This window comes from Prosthecobacter debontii (genome assembly GCF_900167535.1).
Taxonomy (GTDB): Bacteria; Verrucomicrobiota; Verrucomicrobiia; order Verrucomicrobiales; family Verrucomicrobiaceae; genus Prosthecobacter; species Prosthecobacter debontii.
In genome coordinates this window covers 61572-79482 of record NZ_FUYE01000001.1, presented here as the reverse complement: position 1 = coordinate 79482, position 17911 = coordinate 61572, and the positions used below count along the sequence as shown (strand labels likewise).

The following is a 17911-nucleotide window of genomic DNA, read 5'->3' as shown; positions in this document are numbered from 1 at the left end:
ATCTCTGAAGGGTTCGGAGCCGACAGGGTTCAAGAATGCCAAAAAATCGACTCTTGCCAGTTACAATTTTCATCGGTTCTCCCACCCGGAGATCAAAACAACCACTCGCACTTGGCCCAATCCCGTGCATCCTCAGCGATGCCTTTCAAAGCACTGGGTCTCGATCCCAAAATTCTCCAAGCCATCGCCGAAGCGGGTTACACCGAACCCACGCCGATCCAAGCCGCCGCCATTCCGCCCATCATCGCGGGCACCGATCTCATTGGCATCGCCCAGACCGGCACAGGCAAGACAGCCGCCTTCACGCTCCCTATCCTCACACGTCTGGCCATGCAGCCCCAGCGGCGTGGCACCCAGGTCCTCATCCTAGCTCCCACCCGTGAGTTGGTCGTACAAATCGAAGAAAATGTATTGGCCTATGCCAAGCATCTTCCCCTGACGATTGCCAAGGTCTTCGGCGGCGTGGGCGAGCGCCCTCAGATCCAGGCCCTCCGTTCCGGTTGCCACATCGTCATCGCGACGCCTGGCCGCTTGCTAGATCTCATGAACCAGGGCTATGGCGACTTCAGCGGCCTACAAAATCTCGTGCTCGATGAGGCCGACCGCATGCTCGACATGGGTTTCCTGCCCAGCATTAAAAGCATCGTCAAACAGCTCCCGAAAAAGCGCCAAACCCTGCTCTTTTCCGCCACGCTTTCCAAAGAGATCGAAGCCCTCACGCACGAGTTTCAGCATCGCCCGAAGACCGTGCAGATCGGCCGCCGGTCCAATCCTGCAGAAACCGTCGCTCAGTGGGTGTATGAAGTCCCGGCGCACTTGAAGATCACCTTACTGAATCACTTGTTACGCGATGACTCCCTGAACATGGTGCTCGTCTTCACCCGCACCAAGCACGGGGCTGACCGAGTCGCACGCAAGCTGGAACAGACCGGCGTCAAGTGCGCTACCCTGCATGCCAACCGCTCCCAGAATCAACGCCTCAAAGCGCTGGCCGACTTCAAATCCGGAGAAGTGCGTGTGCTCGTGGCGACCGACATCGCGGCACGTGGCATTGACGTGGATGGCATCTCCCATGTGGTGAACTACGACTTCCCCATGCATGCCGAGGATTACGTGCATCGCATCGGCCGCACCGGACGCGCTCAAGCCATCGGTGATGCCATCAGCTTCATCAGCCCTGAGGATCAGGCCTCTCTTCGTGCCCTGGAGAAGTTCATCGGTCGAGGTCTGGTTCGCAAGAAAGCGGACGGCTTTGATTACACCGCCTCAGCTCCTCCACGTGGAGAAGAACCACCGCGTTATCGCGATCCTCGCGCCCGCCCTCAGGGTCAGGGCCGTGGAGGCAAACCGCAGGGAGGTCAAGGGGATCAAAAAGGCCAAGGCGAACAACAAGGAGGCCCTCCACGTCAGCAGGGCGGCAAACCCTCCGCAGACAAGCAGGGACGGCCGCAATCCGGCGGACGCGACCCACGCGGGCAGCAGAAATCCAAACCCCAGCAGCGCCCCCCCGCACGAGCCGATGGCCAGGGTAAACCACCTGCGCCAGCGCAAGAGCAACCTGCCAAGCGCAGCATCTGGCGGCGTTTATCCGGGCGTTAATCCCAGTTTCTGGAAGGGCTCATGCCTTAGCAGCGTTTGATGCTTGCTTTATACCCAAGCCATCATTCACGCTCTCTGTCATGCGCCCTTTCCTTTTCCTCTCCCTTCTTCTCACCTCCGCGGCCCAAGCGGAATTGACCGGTGAGCAGCAGCAGGTGCCGCTGGAAAGTCTCCCCACCGATCCCTCTCAAGCCAAGATCGTTCTGCTTGCAGGTTCCCCCAGTAACAAACCTGGGCAGCACGAATACTTCGCCGGCTGCTCTTTAATGGCGGACTGGCTGAAAAGCGTGCCGGGGGTCGCCCCCGTCATGGTGGCCGATGGCTGGCCGAAGAATGAGGCTGTGCTGGAGGGAGCACACAGTGTAGTCATCTACATGGATGGCGGCGATAAGCTGGCCTTCCTCGCGCCCGAGCGCTGGGCACGCATGAAAGCTCTTGCGGATGCGGGGACTGGCTTCGTCATTCTCCATCAAGCGATTGATTGTCACGCAGACCGAGCAACCGATTTTCAAAATTGGTTCGGTGCCGCTTTTCAGAGTGACATCGGCTGTCGCGGTCATTGGGACGTGAAGTTTAATGCCGTGCCTACTCATGCAGTGAATCAGGGTATCGTCCCTTTTGAACTGCTTAAAGATGGGTGGCTTTACAACCTTCATTTTGCCCAAACAGGAGTCACTTCCCTCCTGGCCTGCCCCATGCCCGACAGCAGTCGCAAAACGGAGGATGCCAAAAGCCATGCCGGACGTGCTGAAACCGTGGCCTGGGCTTATGAACGCCCGAACGGTGGACGCAGCTTCGGCTTCACGGGCTGTGACCTGCACAGCAACTGGTCTGAGCCTAACCAACGTAAGCTACTGCTGAATGGCATCCTCTGGACCAGTAAGCTGGAGGTGCCTGCGGGCGGAGCCTCATCCGAGACCACTCCCGAAGATCTGGCGAAGAACTGGGACCGCAAAGTCTTCCTGAAAAAAACAGCCGCGAAGAAGTAAGCTCCCATCATGGCTTCCCTCCCCCAAGACGGTCTGAAACATCTGGCTGAGGCCACCGGACTCTCCGTCTCCACCGTCTCTCGAGTGCTCAGTGGTAAGGCCGCAGCCTATCGCATCAGCACAGATACCCAGGAGCGTGTGATGCGCGCCGCACGCCAGCAAGGCATCGTCGTGAACGAAGTGGCAAGAGGGCTACGCCTGCGCACCACACAGACCATCGGCCTGATCATCCCAGACGTCTCCAACCCCTTCTTTGCTTCATTAGCACGCCACATCGAGCACCTCGCGAGAGCCAAGGGCTACTCGGTGCTACTGGCGGACTCCCAGGAGAATGTCGAAGTCGAAGCGGAATCCGTGAAGCTCATGCGCAGCCGTCGTGTGGATGGCCTCGTCGTCGCACCGGTGGGGATTAGCGGGGATCACCTTCACCAGACGGGATCTGAGAACTGGCCCTTAGTCCTGCTCGATCGCGTGCCCACAGGCTATGCAGGCCCCTGTGTCACCAGTGATAACCGACAAGCCTCCAAGGCAGCCGTGCAACACTTCCTCGAACAGGGGCATCGCCATATCGTCTGTCTCCAAGGGTTACCTGCTTCATCCGCCAATCAGCAACGCGTGCTCGGTTATCAACAGGCGCTCCAAGAAGCCCGAGTCCCCGTGAATGCCAAGCTCGTGATCGGTCATGACTACGCCATCGAAACCGGACGTTCGGCTGTTCATGAACTCTTCAGCCAGTCAAACCCACGGCCCACGGCCATTATGGCCTTAGGAAACCTCATCGCCCTCGGAGCCTTGCAGGCTCTGCGCCATCTGAAACTCAAGGTGCCGGATGATGTCTCGCTCATCTCCTTCGACGAGCAGCCCTGGGCAGAGTTGGTGGATCCGCCGCTGACCACCCTCTCACAGCCTGTGGAGAAGATGGCTGAGACCGCCATGGATCTACTGTTTCAACAGCTCGCGCGCACCCCATTGAATTCTCATAAGCAGGAGATTCTTCTCCCTGTCACCCTGATCCAACGCGCCTCGGTCGCGCCGCTGGCAGGTTCCAACAGAATAAGATTGACCGAAAGAACTCCTTTGCGCAAACGTTTGCGCTAATCCAGCCATGAAACTCACCTCACGTCTCCTGCTGCCCCTTTTGGCCCTCAGCCTCATTGCTTGCAAACCGGCTTCCACCTCCGATTCCAGCTCAGGTAAACCCAAGGTCGCCTTGGTCATGAAATCCCTGGCGAACGAATTTTTCAGCAACATGGCAGAGGGAGCCAAGAAGCATCAGGCTGCGCATGCTGCCGACTATGAGCTTCTGGTCAGTGGCATCAAAAACGAAACCGACCTTTCCGAGCAGGTGAACCTTGTCGAACAAATGGTCGCTCAAGGAGCCAGGGCCCTCATTATCGCCCCGGCGGATTCCAAAGCCCTGGTGCCTTCCCTGAAGCGTGCTCAACAAGCGGGAGTTCTCGTTATTAACATTGATAACAAGCTGGATGCCGACGTGCTGAAACAAGCGGGGTTAAACGTCCCCTTCGTCGGACCCGACAATCGCGAAGGAGCTAAGAAGGTGGGAGATGTCCTGGCCAAAAAACTCAAAGCCGGAGATGAAGTCGCCATTATTGAAGGTGTCACCACCGCCTTTAATGGCCAGCAACGCCGGGCTGGCTTTGAGGATGCCATGAAGGCAGCAGGCATGAACATCGTCGCCACGCAAAGCGGTCAGTGGGAGATGGAAAAAGCCAACACGGTCGCGGCCGGGATTCTCAGTGCGCATCCCCACGTGAAAGCGCTGCTCTGTGCCAATGATAACATGGCTCTCGGCGCTGCCGCAGCTGTCCAATCGGCAGGCAAGTCTGGCCAAGTGCTCATTGTCGGTTTCGATAACATCAGCGCCATCAAACCCTTGTTGGAAGATGGTCGTGTCATCGCCACCGCAGATCAGCATGCTGATCAACTCGCAGTGTATGGCATCGAAGCCGCACTGAAGGTTCTCCAAGGTGGTGAAAACCCCGCCGATCAGACCACGGCGGTGGATGTGATTTCCAAGTGACTCTCACACCCATGAACTTCCGTCGCTGGGCAGATTTTTTCGTTCTGATTGCCGTCTGGGCAGGCATGATCGTGCTCTTCGGTTGCATGCGGGATAGCTTCTTCAGCGCCGCCACGCTGGGGTCGGTCGCGAATCGTATCCCTGCTTTAGCCTTGGTAGCCACAGGGATGACCTTGGTGATGGTCACGGGCGGCATTGATCTCTCGGTCGGCTCCTTGCTGGGATTCTGTGGTGCCATCGTGGGAGTCATGATGGCCGATCAGCACTGGGGGCTTCCCGGTGCCCTGGCCGTGAGCCTTGCTGCCGGCACTTTCATGGGATGGCTCACTGGAGCCGTGAGTGTGAAACTCCGCTTGCCTTCTTTCATCGTCAGCCTGGGCATGCTGGAGATCGCACGCGGACTCTCTTTCCTCACCACCGATTCACAAACGAAATACATCGGTGCAAGCATCGAGTCCCTTGGCGCACCGATTGGTGGGCTGGTCATCTCACCCGCCTTTGTTATTTCGCTGGTCATCGTGGCTGTCGGACAAATCATGCTCTCGCACATGGCTTTCGGCAGACATCTCATTGCCATCGGTGCCAACCGTGAAGCGGCTCTCGTCTCGGGCGTCCCCGTGGATCGCCCCCGCATTCTTGCCCACTCCCTGTTAGGCCTTCTCACAGGCCTAGCCGCAGTCTTCAACTGCTCTCGCCTCGGTTCAGCGGACCCCAATGCAGGTGTCGGATTCGAGCTCTCTGCCATTGCCGCGGTCGTTGTCGGCGGGACCAGTTTGATGGGAGGTCGCGGCTCCGTCGTAAAAAGCTTTCTGGGGGTGCTCATCATCGCCACTTTGGAGGCAGGCCTCGTGCAGATTGGTGCCTCGGAACCCATGAAACGCGTGGTCACTGGGGCAGTCATTGTTGCCGCCGTCTTGGCGGACACCTGGAGGAGAAAAGCATGAAAACTTGGTTATCCACTCTCGCGGCTTGTTTGGCCATCAGCACCGTTCACGGAGATATCCCTCGCATCATCTTCGATACCGACATCACGGGGGATGTGGATGACGTGCTGGCGCTCGCCATGCTGCATTCGCTGGCTGATCGTGGAGCCTGTCACTTGCTAGGTGTCACCATTTCCAAACAGAATCCTCAGACGGCGGCTTTTGTGGACGCTCAAAATACCTTTTATGGGAGACCTGATCTGCCCATTGGTGTCACCCGAGACGAAACGGCGCAAAAACGGGAGAGTCGTTATTTGAAGCTCGCCGATTCTGCTAATTATCCCCACAACATCCGCAGCAATGACGATGTGCCTGAAGCGGTGGCATTGCTCCGACAATTGCTCGCCGCTCAGCCGGACGGCAGCGTCAGCCTTGTCAGTGTCGGCATCGCTTCCAACATGGCCAATCTGCTGCGATCTAAAGCCGATACCGTATCTCCTCTCGACGGTCCTACTCTGATCCGGCAAAAGGTGAAGCTGCTATCCATCATGGCTGGCGCTTTTGAAACGATCGACGCCAACAATCATTTCCTGGAAGCCAACGTCATCAACGGCATTGCTGCCATGCAAACGGTGGCACGTGATTGGCCTCAAGAAGTGCCGGTTGTCTGGAGCGGTTATGAAATCGGAGTTTCCCTCCCCTATCCACGCCAGAGCATCGCGCGGGACTTTGACTACGTGCCGCATCACATCGTCAAAGAAGCCTACCTGCTCCACAGTGGTCCTGAGCATGACCGACCTTGCTGGGATCAAAGCAGCGTCCTCTATGCTGTGTTTCCTGATCGCGATATTTTCGGGCTTTCGAAAGGTGGTTGGGTGTCGGTGGAAAACGATGGTTTCACACGTTTCACCCTTCCCAAAAAAGATAACAGCTCCACACCGCGCGACCGCTTTCTCACTCTGACATCCGCTCAAAGAGCTCGTGCGCTGGAAGCGATGGTTCACCTGACGGCTCAACCTCCCAGAAAATGATCGTCATGCCAAAGCCTAACTTATTGTGCATTCTCACCAGTTTCTGCGTGTCAGCGTCTTTGGCAACAGCCGAACCGGTCAAAGTGATCTTTGACACAGACATGGCGAATGACTGCGATGACGTCGGAGCCCTAGCCGTGCTGCATGCTTTAGCTGACCGCGGTGAAGCTGAAATCTTGGCGGAGGTGACCAATCGCAAATGCCCGGGCAATGCGTCTGCCGCCGCATGTGCCGCCATCAACACCTACTATGGACGGGGCAACATCCCCATCGGCACAGACAAAGATGGAGCCAAGATTTCAGGGGGGAGAGCCAGCAGCTACACGCCGGCCCTGCGCGATGAATTTCCTCATCAAGCGAAACCCGATGACGAGATGCCTGATGCTCTGGCCATCTACCGCCGGACTTTAGCTGCGCAACCTGACGGCAGCGTGGTGATTTGTAGCGTCGGAGCTTTAAGCAATCTGGAAGATCTATGGCATTCTAAGGCCGATGAATTCAGCCCGCTTTCCGGCACCGAGTTGGTGATGAAAAAGGTGAAGCTCACCGTCATCATGGGCGGCGGTTTTCCACGCACCGCCAATCCTGAAACCAACATCAAGCTCGACCCACCGGCGGCTGTCAGCGTGGTCAATGAATGGCGAGGTCCGCTCCTGTGGCAGGGGTATGAAATCGGCGCAGCCCTCATCACGGGCTCAGAGCTTCAGGCTACCCCCTCCAATAATCCGGTGAGGCGAGCTTTCGAGCTGCGCATGCATCATGGCAAACCTGCGCTGGAACACGGCAAACCCAGCCATGATCAAGCCACCGTGCTACTCGCCGTGCGAGGTCCCCAACCCGAACTTTGGGACGTGGTGGATAAAGGGCGCGTGATCGTGGACTCCGATGGTCACACCGAATGGTCACGGGATTGGCCGCGCCCGCATCGCTACGTGAAAATCAAAAACGGTCCCTCCGCTTTGCAAAAGATTATCGGTGAACTGATGGCCGCACCACCTTCCAAAAGAACCCGCTAAATCTCACCCAACCCAACCAACCCTGCATGAAACGAACTTTATTCCCCCTGCTTCTGATTGCCCTTGGCAGTTGGTCTCAAGCCGCTCCCGTCAAGCTCATCTTCGATACCGATATGGGTAATGACGTGGACGACGTGATGGCTCTGGAGATGATTCACAACCTGCAAAAGCGTGGCGCTTGTGAATTGCTTGCAGTGACGATCACCAAGGATCATCCCCAGGCCGCAGCCTTCGTTGACGCCATCAACACCTTCCATGGCTATCCCGACACTCCCATCGGTGTCGTGCGAAATGGAGCCACTCCAGAACCCGGCAGATTCAACCTGCTGGCCGATGAAAAGAATGCAGATGGCAGCTTCCGTTATCCCCATGACCTCCTCAGCGGTGCGGATGCCCCGGAAGCTGTCGGTCTGATCCGTAAGCTGCTGGCAGCTCAGCCTGACAACTCTGTGGCCCTGGCTCAGGTCGGCTTCTTTACCAACTTCTCGCGCCTGCTAGACTCCCAAGCAGATGAGCATTCACCGCTCAGTGGTCGCGACTTGATCAAAAAGAAAGTCACGGTGCTCGCCATCATGGCAGGTGCTTTCCAGACGGTGAACTGGAATACGCGCCATCTGGAATACAATGTGATCAAAGACATCCCAGCCGCTCAGAAGCTGGCGGTTCACTGGCCCACCCCCATCGTGTGGAGTGGTTATGAGATCGGTGTCGCCGCCGCCTATCCGCATGTGAGCATCGAGAAGGACTTTGAGTATGTGAAACATCACCCGCTGAAGGAAGCTTACTATCTCTACAATCCACCTCCCCATGATCGTCCGACATGGGACCCGACGGCTGTCCTCTACGTCATCTATCCAGATCGCGGTTACTTTGATCTCTCCCCTGGTGGCGGTGTGACCGTGGAAGATAACGGCGCCACATGGTATCGTCCCACGAAGGATGGCAAAGGCCGCCACCGGTATTTAGTCATGTCTCCCGAGCAAGCTTCGCGAGTGCGTGAAGCGATTGTGCAGCTTTGTGTGGAACCACCTGCCAAGTAAGCTGATCAAACCTGATCTTTAAACTCAAAGGGGCGGCCATTGGACCGCCCCTTTTCGTTCACCGACTCACGACTTACGCCGACGGCGCATCATCAACAACAAACCTCCCACAAGCAGGAAGGAAACACGACCAGGCTCAGGAATGGCCACCACGGTAATAACACCTGCGCTCATAAAGTTCGAAACATCCCAGAAGTGACCGCCTCCTAAGTCTGGCAAGAAGAGATCCCCACCACCTGAACCTGATGAGCGGAAGTTGGTTCCCACTTCAAAGCTTCCAGTGATAGTTCCCCAATCCAAGATCTGCCAGGAGTCGCCACCGTTGGGCACATAAGCCGAGTCCCAACCCGTCACATTGAAGGTGGTGCCTGCATCCAGCGTCAGCGTGCCCAGCCCTTCGCTGGCAAGTTGATCACTGACACCCGAGGTCGAGCCGAGCAGGAAGCTCGCGCTGGAACCGGATTCAAAGCTCAAGTCCATCCCCGAAGCCCAGGTCAGCGTGCCGACAGTGCCAGCGCCCAAACCCGGACTGACAGCTCCATTCAGGGAAATGGTCGTATCTCCACGCACGGTGCCGACACCTGCAAGGACCCCATTCGCATTCACCGCGACATTTCCGAAACCGGTAGTGGCTGCGCTAGCAATCAGCAAGGTGCCTGTGTTGATCTGGGTTCCCCCGCTGTAGTTGTTATTGCCGGCCAGGATCAAGGTGCCGCCATTACCCGCCGTGATAAGGCCTGTCGTTCCGCCATTGATCTGGCTCACGTTCTTGAGTGTGCCGCTATCGAGAATCAAAGAATCCAAAGGCTGCGAAACTGAGCCGATGGCATGCCCAGTCATATCCAGGACCGCAGTGCCCGTGAGATTCAGAGTCGCTGAAGCGGCAGCCGCCCCTGTGGTGCCGATTTTAAGGATGTCTCCACCGATCTGAATGTCACCGCCTGTGAAATTCAGCACACCACTGGAGGGCGAGGTTCCCGTCGAGCTATTTTCAGCCATCGCGATGCCGCCCTCCCCAACAATCACCGTGCCGCCACCGATGTTCAGCGTGCCCACCACCGAATCGCTCTCCGTTCCCGCACCTCCTGTCTTCCTGCCGATGGAGATAGAAGTGACGTCCAGTGTCCCTTGATCAAAAGAGAACGTGCCGATGCCCGACCCGTTACCATTGGTGCGGATACCGATCTCCAAAGTGCTGAGTAGTAAATCCGCATCGTGCCCCAGAAGGTTCACGGTGCCTGAAAGATCATAACCTGTGCCCGCCGAGGAACTCAGGACGTGCATCACCGTTCGGCCAACCCCATCGGCAGCACGCACTTTCAGCGTCCCAGTGCTCCCGGCAAAGTTCAGGCTGCCGGTGCCACGCTGGCCCCGATCACCAACCGAAAGTGTGTTCACATTAAACACAGTCGTGCCTGCTCCCATCCTTAGCGCATTGCTACTGCCCCCCACACCTTGACGATCACCGATACCCAACAGCGAAGCCGTGATGGTGGTATTCTCAGCCAGCAGCAGAGAGGAAGTGGCATTACCAGAACCCGAAGAATTGCCATTGGCATCTCCTAGCCGGAACGTGCCGGAGCTGCCTAGATCCACGGAGAAATTGGCCAAACCAGACAAATCAACCACCACGCGGTTGGCATTCACGCTGCCCGTTCCACCGCCAATCTGGAAGCTGCCTCCAAGGCTATTCACCACCCACTGCCCACCCCCAGAGACGGTCAGCGCAGTGTTCGGGAAAACCGGAGTTCCAGTCCCGCTAGGAGCGACATTGATACCGATCAGAACATTGCCATTCACCTGAAGGGTCTTGCCTGAGCCGATGAGTATTTCGTTCGCCGTCGTGGTGTTGGTTTGCACCTGCAGCCCCCCCACCGTGGCACTACCCAGAGTCAGATCCAGTGAACCGACGGATGTGCTGGCCACAGTATCACCGAAGATCAATGGTCGAGTCGTATTGATCGCCTGATCCGCACCCGTCGCTAGCGTTCCTCCAGCAAGAATGAAATTCAGCTCATTCAGCACAGTCGAGCTATTCAGCGTCGTCGTTCCTGATCCAGTTTGAATGACCGTTCCCGCACCATTCACAGGTCCAACAATGCTGAGTGCTGAATCTGAACGATTAAAACGAAGCGTGCCCGTTGCCGCGGCTTCGACGGCCCCTGTTCCCAAAGTGCCCGTTGTTCCACCATCACCCACTGACAAAGTCCCCCACGTCACTTGAGTCTGTCCGGAGTAACTATTAGTGCCAGTGAAAATCACGTTTCCAACTCCAGGCGTTGCCACACCGACCTGGCCCGTGCCGTTGTCAGTGATGCTGACTCCCACCGTCAGAGCCTCAGTCACGCTTTCGTTCTGGAGATTCAGAACCGCGTCATCGTTCAGATTGACGCCTGCCGTCAAAGCACCCGTGCCACCGAAAGTGAGTGCTGAACTGGTCGAAGGCAGCAGAATCCCACCCGAAGCGATTCGGAGCGTCTCTGTCGCGCCTATCTGCACGAATGCAGCTTCTACACCCGCGCCACCGCTAGCACCTTGGAGCAAGGTATTGATCACCGTTGTTCCTGCGCCAAGCGTGACAGGACCAGAACTGCCAGCCTCGATGATACGAACATTCAGCGCCGCTCCATCTGGAATCACTCCGCCGAGGCGATTTACATCCGAAAACGTCGTGAGACCGACCAGTGCGCCGTCAACGGAATTGGTGGCATTCACCGCCCAACTTCCACCCACCGTAGCCCAGACACCAATGATGCCTGTTGTCGGATCGTTTAAGGTATCTGTGGTGGCAATGTTATCCTCACTGATGTGAAGGGTGCCGCTGATGTAGTTTATCGCATTGAGTTGGATCGTCGAACTGCCGGCCGAACGAATGATGCGGGCATTTCCATCAATGGTGGTGCCACTGACGATCTCTTGATGGGCAACCGTTCCCGCCAGATTCAACATCCCATCACGAATGATCAGTGAGGCGGAGTCTGCGAGCATCGATGCATCTGCCCCGTAACTGAGTTTCAGTTCGCCAGCATCAATCGTGGTGGAGCCCGAATAGCTGTTTCCTTTCAGCCATTCCAGCATCGCTCCCCCCGTCTTCACAATGGACAGTGAAGCATCCACTTCACCCGCCTGAAGCTGGAAAAAATTGATGCCATCACGGAAGATGATGCCGACGGTGGCGTCCGTGAGCTGATTGATGGTAATCACCCCTGGTGAGGTAGCGGCATTTTCAATGTAGCTATCGATCGTGGCGGCCCCTGTGGGATTGATCAAACTGCCGATGGTGATGTTTTGACCACCCGCCTGTAGAGAGGCATTGTGATGCATAATCACATCGTTAGCCGATGAGATGCTGGACGATTGGCCGAAGCGGACAAGATGCTCGCGGTCCACATCACTGCTGGTATTTCCCAGCGTCAGCGAGCCTGTCCAAGCCGAGTTATCGCCATTGAGACCAAACACAGGCCGCAGCACAAAGTCATCATTGGCACCGGTGATACTCCCATTGGTCGCATTTCCATTCCCACCTTGATCCACACGAGTGGTGATGCTCTTCGAACCGATGATGTCGCCATCAAAATTGATGAAAATCGTTTCCACATTCAGCGCGGCACCATAAGAACGCGTATCGTTACGCGTGTTGGCAGCCGCCGTGCTCGAACTTGTTTCATTAAACTGGTCAGTGGAGTTCCTCACGTCATCTTGGTAAAAGAAGGTGACATCATCGTTGAGTGTCAGATTCCCGGCAAAATTGACTACATCCACATCGGCCATGTAGCGGGCTCCAATGTGCTTCGCCTGGGTGCCTGCGCCTTCATCTGCACGCACGATGATGTCCTGGGTGATGGTCGAGACATCTCGGTAACCTCCCTCATCACGGAAGAACAGCTGAACTGTCGTATTGCCACTGACTGCCTCACCTGCGAGTTCGGCAGATAGGTTATGCCCCAGGATGATCGGCATCGTGCCTGTGCCGAGGGCATATCCAGCACTGTAAATTTCCACAAGCCCTTCATTGACGATGAGCTGCCCAGTCCACTCAGGGTTATTCTCACGGAAGGCCAGGGCACCAGCACCAATTTTGGTGATCCCGCCATCGCCCGTCAGATACCCACCGGCATTATTCAAGTGAGTGGTTCGGCGTCCGACATTGATCGTCGTTGCGCCAGCAATGGTGTCTGCAGTAGAAATGCCATCCAGCGTGCCTATATGCCCCAGGCTATCGAGTTTGATCACACCGTTCAGTACAAGGTTACGATCATTGGCCGCAAGCAGAGAGACATTCAGCGTGCTGCCGCCTTCGAAGGTAAACCACTCTTGCATCGTCGTGGTTTGGTTGGTCGAGGTTCCCGTGGCAGCGATCTCTAAGGTAGCACCACTACGGACAATGGTTCCATCCAAGAAAGCACTGTTGGACCCGAACGGAGAGCGTGTGGTGGAACCCTCGACGCCAGGAGCCCAGATCAATGTACCTTCACGAATATCGGTGAGTCCGTTGTAGGCGTTATCAAATTGAGTAAGCACCAATGTGCCTGCTCCGAGCTTATCCAAACGCCCCACAGCCACATTCGAGACATACCCAAAAACACTGGCCTCCGAGGCCATTTGACCATTGACCGTCAGAGTTGTGGAAGCCTCCACATCAATCGCTCCACCATTACCGCCGAACAGAATTCCGCGATTTGCATCCAGGCTCATGTCCGCAGAGGTGTGAAGAGTGCCTCCGTTGAAGTAAAGATTGTTTGCTGTGAGCGATACTGGCGTTACACCCAAAGCAGACTGGGAGGAGATGGAGACACTGCCTCCGTTAAAGTAAGTGTTACCCGTGTAGGTATTCATGGCCGTCAAGACCATGTCCCCCGTGCCTGTTTTCACCAAAGAAGCGCCTCCAATAGCGGATTCGATGGTGAGGGTTCCCGCTCCATAATGATGAATGATGAGATCGTTTCCGCCGCCGGCAGAAAGGGTGCCTCCAGTGATTGTTTTCGTTGAGGTAGACACATCAATCCCTGAGCTGATGAGAAGGCCACCACTGGTGATGGTCAGTCCTCCCGCATCCACATTCACAGTGCTAGCGACATTGGCATCGAAATGAAGGCTGTTGATGCTTGCACCAGCATTGGTCGTTGCTGCGCCAAAGCCTGAAGCTCCTTCACTGATATCGTTACCGTTCGTCCAGAGCGAAGTATTATCTTCATTCTGACGGGTAGCACCGCTAAAGCCGGTGATATTCCCCAACGCATCCGCTCTCATTGCAAAGTCCGTGGCAAAGGCTGTGCCTATGCCGCTACCGTATGAGGAGTAGGCAATCAAAGATCCGGCCGCAGGCGCAGTGGCACCATTGAGGGTGATCACCGAGGCCACACCACCATTGGTATTTTCCACCAAAGCCAGCGTGCCACCCGACTCACGAGTAAAGGTCGCTGTCGTGGCGCCAATATTCAGCGTCGTCGTCCGCCCAGCCGCCGAACTGACAATCACATCCGTGCCACCCGCCATGATGCGCACATCACCCGTGAGGTTTTCTGTGCGATTGCTCGTTGCCGTCCCATCCATTTCCAGGCCACCACCCCCAAAAATGGTGCGTGCTCCGGTGGCAAAGCGGACACCCGTTCCGAGTGTATAATTCGTTAGCCTCAGCAAACCTCCCGAAAGGAAAACACCTTCCACATCCGATGCCTGGCTGCTATTGCGGCTGTTGTAGTTGACTGTCCCACGGCCAATCTTGGTCAACCAGGAAGAGACATTGCCCCCCTGGTCATCCAGCCAGAAATTCAGATCTACGGTGCCACCTTCCGCCGCATAAACGGATAGATCACGATTAAAGCCCACACCGTTCGTCGAGCTGGCTTGCGTGAAAAGAATCCGCTCATCACCATTACCGAAAGTGACCGTGCCAGAGGTGTTCGTGCCCGCCAGCATTGTATTGCCGAGAGCATTAAAATTATTGCTGCCATCGCCGCCGATATCAATGCGACTGATGTTCAGCACCTGCCCTGGTTTGGTCAGGATGATGGCGTTATTCGCGGTGCCATTGTTAGTGCCGCCCGCTGTGCCACCCATGCGAATACCACTCTGGCCATTGCCTGTCGTGGTGGCCGCTGCTGCGCCATCGGTGAAGAAGTTGCCATCACCTTCATAACGCAGGATACCCTGCTCCACATAGATACGCCCTGCCGAGTCCCACTGCTGGCGGGCATTCACGACCAGCTCATTACTGCCACGGATCTGGAATCGCAGGACTTGGTTTTCCACATTCGAATTGATGGGCAAGCCTCCACCTGCAGCACCATTGATGTTATCCTTGAATTGACCGTTGAGGTTGATGATACCTCCCGTGGCGCTCGTCCCGTTGGTCGTCAGCAGTCGTGCATCATTCAGGGCCGTATCGGTATTGATCGGATTGGCGATGTCGTTGGAATAGATATCACCATTGATGTTCAAGGTCGCCAGGGCATTTGTGCCAATACGGGATTCGAAGACCCAGTTACCTGAGCTATCGACCGCATCGATGATGACGTTGCCACCCCAGGTATTGTTGGTGCCATTGCTATAAAGAATCGTGCGGCTGGCATCCGTAACCCCCACATAGAGGTCTGGAGCCGCGCCACCTGAGACGGAACTTACAATATTAGTCCCGAGATCAAGATAAAGACTGCCGGAGCCTTGGATATTGACGATGTTCGAATTCCCCAGTGCATGTTGATCACGCAACACCAAGAGACCTTCTGCAATGTTAGTTGGGCCGGAGTAGCTGTTCGAGTTATCGAGATAGATCGTCTGTGCACCCGCTTTGGTGAAACCACCTGTGCCTCGAATTTCGGAACGAATGAAGGCACTGTTACCACTTTCATTGACGAAGATGGCCTCGCGGCTGCCGAAGTCTAAAATACCGCCCGCGATAAACTGATTCCTTCCAGGGTTCGTGCCCGTGACATCCCTTCCGAAGAGGACCATGCCTGAGCCATCGGTATTCCCCGAGAGACCCGTGTTAGCAGCCAGGGAATCGCCAAGATACAGAACCGCCCCCGGATTGAGCACCAGGGCCGCGCCGATTTCATTGGTGTTTTGGCTGTTGCTCGCCGCAGTGGGCACATTCACACCGAATCGAAGCGAATTGACGGCCGAGTTAGCGGTCATCCGCACCGGACGAGCTTCATACCAATTCACATCGCCATCACGATCCACGTTGTAGTTGATCATCAGGTTCTGATCCAACGTTCCCAATGTGGTGGGGTTGATGGTATGGATCACACCGCCATCCACCAGGGTGGAACTCTTGAGATACTCCGTATCGAAATCGAGCGGACGCAATTCCGTCGGATTCGTCTTATCAAAGGTCATGAAGTGATTGGAGATGTTATTGACCCCTCCAAAGGCACCGATCACCAGCGTTTGATTCGTGCTGCCATTAGCACCACCGCCGCCTTTTAGCACAGCAGAGGCTCCTTGATCCGCGATGTTGAGTCTGGCATTGCCGCCCAGATAGGAGCCAAAGGCACCGGGGGTGTTATCCAGCACCTGAAACTGCGCGATGGCACCCACGCTACGATTAAAGCTGCTGAAGGTCAGTGTGGTGGACTGCGGTGTGGTGTCATCCAGATCAAAGTTGATCTTGCCAGACCCTGTCTCAACCGTCAGCGCCCCCAAGGTTTCCGAGGTGGCTGCACTGGCATTTCCCACCATGCGAAGACGCCCTTGGCCACGCAGGATGATTTCTGCGGTATCAGTAACACGGTTCAAATTCACCGCCTTCGAGTTATCCAGATAGAAGCTGCCATCGCGGCTCATGATTAATTTTGAAGCCGCAGAGAAGGCACCGTCCGCCCCCGAGAGCGTGAGACCACCTTTAGCCGTCAAAGCCGCCCCTCCGGGTCCAGCACGCTGCACATAAATCTCACCCTGGATCGTGTTGTCAGCCTGGAGGTTCAGACTACCAATATTGACCTTGCTGAATCCACCCGTGCCACTGATGACTCCCGTTACATAATGAACCTCCGGCGTTCCTGCGACCGAGGTGCTGGTGTCATTGACATCGATGATATTCGTGGCCGCTGCCCCTGTGATTTGTAAGTTACCACTCAGGATCACCATGCCATCGCCATTGACGGGCGTCAGGTTACCAAGGTCAGAGACCAGCATGCCCCCATTGAGGAAGAGATCCGAAGTCAGCGTGGATTCAGTATTGACCAGATAAAGGCGGGGTAAGGTGCGGAAACCCGTATTGCCCGTCGTGACCAAGCCATCTCCGATATAAATCTCCGGCGCATCAATAACATTAGAATCCGCCGTGCCTGCAATACCATCAAAACGAGCCTCGCCATTGTAAATGTAGAGATTGCCCATGCCCGAGAGAGTGCCCTTTGCCGTGCTGGTATTGTTGGCATTCCAGTAAACTCGCCCTGCTCCGGTTAGCGTGATGTCATGGCCAGCAGCCGTCCACAGATTCCTAAATTCAATGTTGGTGTTGGCAAAGATGGTCAGGTCGTCATTGAGCAAAACTTGAGCATCGATGCGATCTCCACTGTTAGGATTCTTATTCGGATCCGTCGTAGTGCCACCCGTCTTGACGCTGTGATCCAGCAACGCCCCAAGGCCACCGTTATCGAAGATGAATTTGCCACCGCTGCTGACAGAGCCTAGGACGAACGCATGAGTTGCATTGGTGTCCCCTAACCTCAGTGTGCCGAGCGTCACGTCGATACTGCCCGAGCCATCGACCAGTGAAATCGTTCGCGTAGCCCCAATGTCGTGGACCACACTGGCCGTTGCTCCGACACCGCTAGGGTAAGTGGAAGAAGGTGTTGCTCCTGTCCAACGACTTGCATCCCCCCAATTGCCATCTGCGTTCACATTCCAATCCGCAAAAGAACCTGTCTGAGCTATGGCAGGGGTCGCAAGAGTGACTAAGCTCGCCCATGTGGCATTGAACATCAGCGAAGAGATCTTCGGGAAGAGAGTGCGGGCACTTGTAGACAGGGAAGTAAGCCGAGTGCTTGGCATAAGAAATGACAGGTAGAGACGACAGCACCGACAATCCGGAAGGGGAATCCGTATGCAGAGAGCGGCCTTGGGGTGGGGGTTGGAACTGGCCCTGGGCTCAGCCGGGGCATTTGCTCAAAATGAACGCGATTTAGCAATCCCCATATCCCCTCAAAGGGCCTTGTGTTTCCATAAAGGAAACACTCGTTAGAATACGTTTTTCCTTCCCGGCTCTCCAACGAGAATGCTATCCGCTAAGAGCCCACAAATGAAGTCGGGCCTTGCATTCACCC

The 17911-nt window shown here is 56.0% G+C and carries 9 protein-coding genes; 8 read left to right on the top strand and 1 reads right to left on the bottom strand.

What is annotated here, in order from left to right; all coding sequences use genetic code 11:
* Nucleotides 1–138: 138 nt before the first annotated feature.
* The 8 genes from B5D61_RS00360 (at nucleotide 139) to B5D61_RS00325 (ending at nucleotide 8639) form a co-directional block, all read left to right on the top strand.
* Nucleotides 139–1599: a DEAD/DEAH box helicase gene (locus tag B5D61_RS00360; protein ID WP_078811706.1), complete on the top strand. Its 1461-nt coding sequence runs from the start codon at nucleotides 139–141 to the stop codon at nucleotides 1597–1599.
* Between the two features lie 80 nt (nucleotides 1600–1679).
* Entirely contained in the window at nucleotides 1680–2588 is a 909-nt protein-coding gene (locus B5D61_RS00355; RefSeq protein ID WP_078811314.1) for a ThuA domain-containing protein, read from the top strand.
* Nucleotides 2589–2597: 9 nt separating this feature from the next.
* Nucleotides 2598–3686 carry a LacI family DNA-binding transcriptional regulator gene (locus B5D61_RS00350; RefSeq protein WP_078811313.1) on the top strand — a complete coding sequence of 363 codons (1089 nt, stop codon included), beginning with the start codon at nucleotides 2598–2600 and terminating at the stop codon, nucleotides 3684–3686.
* Between the two features lie 7 nt (nucleotides 3687–3693).
* Nucleotides 3694–4629 carry a sugar ABC transporter substrate-binding protein gene (locus tag B5D61_RS00345; protein WP_078811312.1) on the top strand — a complete coding sequence of 312 codons (936 nt, stop codon included), beginning with the start codon at nucleotides 3694–3696 and terminating at the stop codon, nucleotides 4627–4629.
* An 11-nt stretch (nucleotides 4630–4640) separates the two neighbouring features.
* Nucleotides 4641–5573: an ABC transporter permease gene (locus B5D61_RS00340; RefSeq protein WP_078811705.1), complete on the top strand. Its 933-nt coding sequence runs from the start codon at nucleotides 4641–4643 to the stop codon at nucleotides 5571–5573.
* Nucleotides 5570–6583, top strand: coding sequence for a nucleoside hydrolase (locus B5D61_RS00335; protein ID WP_078811311.1), 1014 nt, complete (start codon nucleotides 5570–5572; stop codon nucleotides 6581–6583). Before B5D61_RS00340 ends, B5D61_RS00335 begins: the two co-directional genes overlap by 4 nt.
* Before the next feature lie 5 nt (nucleotides 6584–6588).
* Nucleotides 6589–7599, top strand: coding sequence for a nucleoside hydrolase (locus tag B5D61_RS00330; protein ID WP_217698866.1), 1011 nt, complete (start codon nucleotides 6589–6591; stop codon nucleotides 7597–7599).
* Nucleotides 7600–7625: 26 nt separating this feature from the next.
* A complete protein-coding gene (locus tag B5D61_RS00325) occupies nucleotides 7626–8639 on the top strand; it encodes a nucleoside hydrolase (protein ID WP_078811309.1) in 1014 nt (337 codons plus the stop codon).
* Between the two features lie 66 nt (nucleotides 8640–8705).
* Here the strand turns inward: B5D61_RS00325 and B5D61_RS00320 are convergent, their stop codons facing one another.
* On the bottom strand, nucleotides 8706–17639 hold the full coding sequence (locus B5D61_RS00320; RefSeq protein WP_078811308.1) for a beta strand repeat-containing protein: 8934 nt from the start codon (nucleotides 17637–17639) through the stop codon (nucleotides 8706–8708).
* Nucleotides 17640–17911: the final 272 nt, after the last annotated feature.

What these genes read in the sequence shown, in the direction of transcription:
- B5D61_RS00325 (WP_078811309.1), top strand. Translation starts at nt 7,626, where the DNA reads ATGAAACGAACTTTATTCCCCCTGCTTCTGATTGCCCTTGGCAGTTGG.
- B5D61_RS00320 (WP_078811308.1), bottom strand. Translation starts at nt 17,639, where the DNA reads ATGCCAAGCACTCGGCTTACTTCCCTGTCTACAAGTGCCCGCACTCTC.
- B5D61_RS00350 (WP_078811313.1), top strand. Translation starts at nt 2,598, where the DNA reads ATGGCTTCCCTCCCCCAAGACGGTCTGAAACATCTGGCTGAGGCCACC.
- B5D61_RS00330 (WP_217698866.1), top strand. Translation starts at nt 6,589, where the DNA reads ATGCCAAAGCCTAACTTATTGTGCATTCTCACCAGTTTCTGCGTGTCA.
- B5D61_RS00355 (WP_078811314.1), top strand. Translation starts at nt 1,680, where the DNA reads ATGCGCCCTTTCCTTTTCCTCTCCCTTCTTCTCACCTCCGCGGCCCAA.
- B5D61_RS00360 (WP_078811706.1), top strand. Translation starts at nt 139, where the DNA reads ATGCCTTTCAAAGCACTGGGTCTCGATCCCAAAATTCTCCAAGCCATC.
- B5D61_RS00335 (WP_078811311.1), top strand. Translation starts at nt 5,570, where the DNA reads ATGAAAACTTGGTTATCCACTCTCGCGGCTTGTTTGGCCATCAGCACC.
- B5D61_RS00340 (WP_078811705.1), top strand. Translation starts at nt 4,641, where the DNA reads ATGAACTTCCGTCGCTGGGCAGATTTTTTCGTTCTGATTGCCGTCTGG.
- B5D61_RS00345 (WP_078811312.1), top strand. Translation starts at nt 3,694, where the DNA reads ATGAAACTCACCTCACGTCTCCTGCTGCCCCTTTTGGCCCTCAGCCTC.